This is a genomic window from Polyangium sp. 15x6 (genome assembly GCF_029960785.1).
Taxonomy (GTDB): domain Bacteria; phylum Myxococcota_A; class Polyangia; order Polyangiales; family Polyangiaceae; genus Polyangium.
Genome location: NZ_JASBQE010000203.1, coordinates 1 through 6,739, shown reverse-complemented (window position 1 = coordinate 6,739; position 6,739 = coordinate 1). Strand labels below are relative to the sequence as shown.

Here is a 6,739-nt window from a genome sequence, read left to right as displayed (position 1 = left end):
CGGGCGGGGGGCGCGGGGGGCGCGAGCTTCGGGGGGACGAGCACGGGCTCGGCCGGCCGGACGGCGGGCAAGGCGCGGGGAGGGTCCTCGGCGGCGAGGCGCGCGGCGCGGTCGCGGAGCGCGGGCGCGGCGTCGAGGCGGCGCGCCCAGAGGCGGCCGAGGCGCGAGAGATCGGGCAGGGCGAGGCCGAGGTCGCGGAGGAGCGCGAAGGGCGCGGGATGGGCGGCGTACGCGGCGAGGAAGGCCACCCAGGCTTCGAGGTTCTCGTCGAGCGGGGGGACGCGCCGCGTGAGGCGATCCTCGGCCTGTGCGAGCTCGACCTCGTACGTGGCGCGGAGAACGTCATCCCCGGCGAGCGTGATTTTCCATCGGGCGAGCGCGGCCCGGAGTTTGTTCCGGTCGAGTCCCTGGGCCGTGACGATGGCGGCCTCGGAAAAGCCTTGCGCCCGCGCGGCCTCGAACGCGGCGAGCTCCGGGAGCGACATGCCCGCGCGGCGCATCTCAAAGACCCGCGCCGGATCCGCTTTGCAGATCGAGCACGCCCGTCATCCGAGGGGAGAGAGGTCCGCGCATCGAGGTCGAGCTTACCACGCTTGGACGGGTCAGCGGCTCAGGTAGATGTCCCGGTTTTCGTTGATGAAGTCATCGTCGCGGGTCGACGAAGTCGTCGTCGTGGGTCGACGAAGTCGTCGTCGTGGGTCGACGATGTCGTCGTCGGGGGTCGACGATGTCGTGGAGGGCGGCGACGAAGTCGTGGAGGGGGTCGACGAAGTCGTGGAGGGGGTCGACGAGGTAGCCGAGGGCGTCGACGATGTCGTGGAGGTCCTCGACGATGTCGTGGAGGTCCTCGACGAAGTCGTCGTCGGGGTCGACGAAGTTGTCGTCGGGGTCGACGAAGTCGTCGTCGGGATCGACGAAGTCGTGGAGGGGGTCGACGATGTCGCCGAGGCCGTCGACGATGTCGCGGAGGCCGTCGACGATGCCGCCGAGGCCCGCCCGTCAGTGCTTGGAATGCCCGGAGCCGCCTTGCAGATCGAGCACGCCCATCATCCCGGCGTCGGCGTGATCGAGGATGTGACAATGGAACATCCACATCCCCGGCCGATCATCGTATCGCACGGCGAAACGGCCCGTCCCGTCGACGGGCACGTTGACCGTGTCTTTCCACTCCATCGGGTGGAGGGGGGCGAGCGACTCGTCGAGCGGCTGGAAGAAGAAGCCGTGCAAATGGAACGGGTGGGCGAAATCCATCGTGTTTTTCACGGTCCACACCTGCGTCTCGCCGACCATCGCCGGGATCGGCACGGCCTCCCACGACGGCACGCCGTTGATGCCCATCACCATCTTGCCGTCGATCTCGCCTTGCGTGAGCTCCAGCTCGATGGGCGTGGCGCCCGTGAGATCCAGCGGCGTGATCACGCGATCCGTCTTCGGCCGCGGCGTCTCCGTGACCTCGGCCTCGTCCGAGAGGCGCACCCGGAACACCTCCTCCTCGGGCCGATTGAACGTCGTCCCGTAGCCGCGATCGTAAGGCACCCAGCGCACCGAGAGCGTCGAGCCGGGCGCGCCGCGGGGCACGATCATCACGTCGGCGCGCTCGCCCGGCGTGAGCACGATCGCCGCGGACTCCACGGGTTTTTCCATGAAGCCGCCGTCGCCGCCGAAACGCGTGAAGGTGTGCTCCTTCATCGCGAGCTGGAAATACCGGCTCTTCGCGGCGTTCACGATCCGCCAGCGCTGCCTTCGGCCCGCCCGCGCCTGGATCACCGGGTTCTTCTTCCCATTCACGAGCAAGAGATCCCCCTCGCGCCCGAACAGCGTGCCGAATTCGAGGCCCGTCTCCGGATCCTGGAGCGCGCCGTCGTCTTTGATCGCGATGTCCGAGAGCACGAGGACGAGCTCGTCGCCCAGATCCGCGGGCTCGGCCGGGTCTTCGACGAGCAACGCGCCGTAGAGGCCGAAGCCGAGCTGCGCGGCCGAATGCACGTGCGGGTGGTACCAGTACAACCCCGCGTCGGGCAGGACGAAATCGTAGGTGAACGTCTCGCCCGGCTGGATTTCCGGCTGGCTGTGCCCCGCCGCCCCGTCCATCGCCGCCGGGATTCGTAACCCGTGCCAGTGGATCGTCGTCGGCTCGGGCAGCGCGTTGCGGAAATGCACGATCAGCCGATCGCCCACGTTCGCACGGAGGAACGGCCCCGGGATGCTGCCGCCGTAGGTCCACGCGGGCGTCTTCGTGCCGGCGCGCAGCTCGAGCTCTTCGACGCGCGCTTCGAGGTCCATCTCGAGGATCCGAGGGTCGGCGTTCTTGTCCACCGGCGGGCGCATCGCGACCTCGGAATCCCAGCCCTCGGGCTGCGCGCCGGCCTCCGGGCCGCCGCACCCGGCGAGGCCGAGGAGGCCGAGGAGCACGAGCGGCGCTCGGCGGCGGAGGAGAGGCGTTTTCCGGGGCGCGGCGAGGGAGAGCTTCGACATCGCGGGAGCGAGCATCCGCCGAGCCCCTCACGAATGCAAGCCGCGGCGCATCGGCGTGTCTTGCGAGCGAAAGGCATCTGCTCGTAGGATGCCCAGGATGTCCGCCCACGTCTCCGGCCCGGTCCTCGGGCCCCGCCCAAAGCGCCGCTCGCTCGTCGCGCGACGCGGGCGGGCGTGGACGATCGTGCTCGTTTTGCTGCCCGTCCTGCTGCTCACGTACGGGTGCGTCTCGCCTGACCGGCCGTACGGCAAGGGGCCTCCCGATGCGGGCGAGGGCGGCGCGGCAGGGCAGGGCGGCGCCGGCGGCGTCGGCGGGCAAGGCGGCGGCGCGATCGGCGAGCCATGCAGCGACGGCCTCGCGTGTGGATCCGGCTTCTGCGTGGACAACGTCTGCTGCGAGGCCGCGTGCACCGGGACGTGCGAGGCGTGCAGCGCGGCGCACACGGGTCAGCCGAACGGCACGTGCGCGCCCGTGCTCGCGGGGACCGATCCCGAGAGCGAGTGCCCCGATGACGGCGCGACGTCGTGCGGGCGCAATGGCTCGTGCGACGGGAGCCGCGCGTGCGCGCTCTACGCGGTCGGGACCGAGTGCGCGGCGCAGACGTGCGAAGGACAAACCAAAACGCTCCCGAAGACGTGTGACGGCGAAGGGGCGTGCGTGGACACGGGCACGGTCGATTGCGCGCCGCACGCCTGCAAGGGCAACGTCTGCGCGAGCGACTGCGGCAACGACGGCGACTGCGCGGCCGGAAAATACTGCGACAACGCCACCGGCGAATGCCTCGACAAGAAGGCCGTCGGCGAGGCATGCCAGACGAACAAGTCGAACCAGTGCCAGAGCGGCTTCTGCGCGGACGGCATCTGCTGCGACAAGGCCTGCGACGGCGTGTGCGAGGCGTGCAGCGCGGCGCTCACGGGCGGCGCGAACGGGACGTGCGCGGCGTCGCTCGAAGGCACCGATCCCCACGGCGATTGCCTCGATCAGGGCGCGGGATCGTGCGGGACCGACGGCACGTGCGACGGGCAGAGCGCCTGCCGCGTCTACGCGGCGGGCACGATCTGCGCGGCGGGCGGCTGCGCGGCAGGCGTGCAGACGAACCCCGATACCTGCGACGGCGTGGGCAACTGCGTCGACATGGGCACGGCGAGCTGCGCGCCGTACGCGTGCAGCGGCGACGTCTGCGCCTCGATGTGCGGCATGGATCTCCAGTGCGCGACGGGCCAGTACTGCGCCGCGGGCGCGTGCATGCCGAAGAAGATGCAGGGCGCGAGCTGCGGGGGCGCGAACGAGTGCGCGAGCGGCTTCTGCGTCGACGGCGTCTGCTGCAACGCGGCCTGCGGCGGCGCCTGCCAGGCGTGCTCGACGTTGAAGAAGGGATCGGGCGCGAACGGCGTCTGCGGATCCATCGCGGTCGGGACCGATCCGGACAGCGAGTGCCTCGAGCAAAGCGCGTCCTCGTGCGGGACGAACGGCGTCTGCAACGGCGCGGGCGCCTGCCAGCTCTACGCCGCGGGTACGGTCTGCGCCGCGTCGAGCTGCACGGGCGGGACGCAGACGAACGCCGACACGTGCAACGGCATGGGTACGTGCGCCGACGGCGGCACGAAGGCCTGCGCGCCCTACGTCTGCGGCGCGGGGAGCTGCAAGCAGGCGTGCGTGGGCGACAGCGACTGCGCGGCGGGCAGCGCCTGCGTGAACGGCGTCTGCGGCACGAAGAAGCCCCTCGGCGTGGCCTGCACGCAGGCGAACGAGTGCCAGAGCGGCTTCTGCGTCGACGGCGTCTGCTGCGACACGACCTGCTCCGGCCTCTGCCAGGCTTGCTCGAAGGCGAAGAAGGGCAGCGGCACGACCGACGGCACCTGCGGCGTGATCCTGGTCGGCACCGATCCGGATAACGAGTGCAGCGAGCAGAGCGTGGTGACGTGCGGGACGAACGGCTTCTGCAGCGGCACGGGGAGCTGTCAGCTCTACCCCGCGGGCACCGCGTGCGTCGCGGCGTCGTGCATGGGCTCGACGCTCATGAAGGCCGACACGTGCAACGGCATGGGCGCGTGCATCGACGGCGGCACGACGAACTGCTCGCCCTACGCCTGCACCACGGCGGCCTGCAAGGTCACGTGCGCGGCCGACGCCGACTGCGTCTCGACGCACTACTGCGCGGGGGCGCAAGGCTGCCTCGCGAAGAAGAACACGGGCTCGGCGTGCGCCGCCGCGAAGGAGTGCGCGAGCGGCTTCTGCGTCGACGGCGTCTGCTGCGCGACCGCGTGCACGGGCCTCTGCCAGGCGTGCTCGGCGGCGAAAAAAGGCGGCTCGAGCGGCGTCTGCGGCAGCATCACGACCGGCACGGATCCGGACAACGAGTGCGCCGCCGCGGCGGCCTCGACCTGCGGCACGACCGGCTTCTGCGCCGCCGGTGCGTGCCAGCTCTACGCGTCGAGCACGGTGTGCGTCGCGGCGAGCTGCACGAACGGCGTCGAGAGCACGGCCGACATGTGTAGCGGGTCCGGCATGTGTGTCGACAGCGGCACGAAGTCCTGTAGTCCCTACGTCTGCGGCACGACGTCCTGCAAGACGACCTGCGCAGTGACCGCGGATTGCGTGACCGGGTACGTCTGCTCGGGGGGCACGTGCGTGGTCGGGATAGCCCCGGCCAGCGGAGCCCGATGAAGCTCGAAGAAGGCGCGATCCTCGACGGGAAATACCGCATCGTCCGGATGCTCGGGCGTGGCGGGATGGGCGTCGTGTACGTCGCCGAGAACCTGCGGGTGAAGCGCCAGGTCGCCATCAAGGTGCTCTCGCGCGCGGCGACGGAGCTGCACGGCGACGCGCTCGTGCGCTTCGAACGGGAGGCCCAGGCGGCCGGGCAGATCGGCTCCGATCACATCGTCGAGGTGCTCGACATGGGCACCACCGAGGCGGGCGATCGTTTCATGGTGATGGAGCTGCTCGAGGGCGAGACGCTGAAGGAGCGCGCCAAGCGCGGGCGGATCTCGATCGACAAGATCGTCGAGCTCTTCCGGCAGATCCTCGACGGCCTCGAGGCCGCGCACGTCGCAGGCATCATCCATCGCGACCTCAAGCCCGACAACGTCTTCCTCCAGAAGAAGCGAGCCGGGCACGACGACTGGGTGAAGATCCTCGACTTCGGCATCTCGAAATTCGCGGGCATGTCCGGCGAGGCCGAGCAGCACACGCGCACGGGCGTGGTGATGGGCACGCCCTTTTACATGAGCCCCGAGCAGGCCCGCGCCGCGAGCTCGGTCGACGCGCGCAGCGATCTCTACAGCGTGACCGTGATGCTCTACGAGATGCTCACGGGCCAGGTGCCGTTCCGCGGGGAGACGTTCGCCGAGCTGATGTTCAAGATCGTCTTCGAGCCGCAGCCGCACCCGAAGTCCGTGAGCCCGATGCTCGACGACGAGATCTGCGGCATCGTGGTCAAGGGCATGAACCGCGACCCGATCGCGCGTTTCCAGAACGCCGCCGAATTCCGCGCCGCGCTCGTCGCCTGGGAGGAGAAACGCGCGGCCGGGCAGCTCAAGCGTTCGCCGCTCGCCTCGGTCTCCGAGCTGTCGTTGCCGCCGTCGCCTCTCTCCGGCATGTTCACGCCCGAGCCTCCGCCGGTCTCGACGCCGCTCGGCGCGGCCGCCGTCGCAAGTCCGACGAGCAGCCCCTCCGACCCGGGGTCGTCGCCGAACAGCATCTCGCTGACGCGGCAAACCTGGGCGCAGAGCGAGCGCGCCTCAGTGCCCGCGGGCAAACGCAAGGGAGGGTTCGTCGCGCTGGGCCTCGCAGCCGTGGTCGTGGTGTCGGCCGGCGCCGCGTACACGCTCCTGCACAGCAGATCCGTGGCGCCCGAGCCGCCGCCGAGCGCCGCCGCCGCGCCCACACCCGAGCCCGAGAAGGCCGCGCCTGCGCCCTCAGCCCCCGTGGCCACGCCCGCACCTCCGCCGAGCGCCTCCGCCGCGTCCTCGGCCGACGCCGGGGCCAAACCCGTGACGTCGAGCATCACGCCCGCCGGGCCGATGCAAGGGTCGTCCACGAAGAAGAGCGTGACGAAGAAGGTCGTCACGGACTACGGGTACTGAGAGGGGGCTCGGCAGCAGCGTCGCGCCGGGGTTTCACCCCGGACCCCGACCAGGGGTTGTCCACCCCTGGACCCGGACCAGCGCAAGCGCTGGACCCGGGGTCGATGAACTGCGCGATGCGCAGTTCATCGAACAGGCCGTGGCAAGACCAGCGACGGGCTTGCCAGTCAAAACC

The 6,739-nt window shown here is 70.6% G+C and carries 3 protein-coding genes and 1 pseudogene; 2 read left to right on the top strand and 2 right to left on the bottom strand.

The genetic code is table 11. The annotated features are described in order from the left end of the window. A pseudogene (locus tag QHF83_RS52565) lies at positions 1 to 500 on the bottom strand (hypothetical protein); the annotation flags it as partial. Between the two features lie 499 nt (positions 501 to 999). Beyond that, positions 1,000 to 2,475 carry a multicopper oxidase family protein gene (locus tag QHF83_RS52560; protein ID WP_282425743.1) on the bottom strand — a complete coding sequence of 492 codons (1,476 nt, stop codon included), beginning with the start codon at positions 2,473 to 2,475 and terminating at the stop codon, positions 1,000 to 1,002. Between the two features lie 97 nt (positions 2,476 to 2,572). On the opposite strand from QHF83_RS52560, the gene QHF83_RS52555 reads away from it, so the two are divergent. Both QHF83_RS52555 and QHF83_RS52550 read left to right on the top strand, forming a co-directional pair. Next, positions 2,573 to 5,143 carry a hypothetical protein gene (locus QHF83_RS52555; protein ID WP_282425742.1) on the top strand — a complete coding sequence of 857 codons (2,571 nt, stop codon included), beginning with the start codon at positions 2,573 to 2,575 and terminating at the stop codon, positions 5,141 to 5,143. Continuing rightward, entirely contained in the window at positions 5,140 to 6,564 is a 1,425-nt protein-coding gene (locus QHF83_RS52550) for a serine/threonine-protein kinase (RefSeq protein WP_282425741.1), read from the top strand. The genes QHF83_RS52555 and QHF83_RS52550 overlap by 4 nt, the downstream gene beginning before the upstream one ends. Positions 6,565 to 6,739: the final 175 nt, after the last annotated feature.

Excerpts from the sequence above, each read along its gene's own strand:
- QHF83_RS52560 (WP_282425743.1), bottom strand. The coding sequence starts at position 2,475 with ATGTCGAAGCTCTCCCTCGCCGCGCCCCGGAAAACGCCTCTCCTCCGC.
- QHF83_RS52555 (WP_282425742.1), top strand. The coding sequence starts at position 2,573 with ATGTCCGCCCACGTCTCCGGCCCGGTCCTCGGGCCCCGCCCAAAGCGC.
- QHF83_RS52550 (WP_282425741.1), top strand. The coding sequence starts at position 5,140 with ATGAAGCTCGAAGAAGGCGCGATCCTCGACGGGAAATACCGCATCGTC.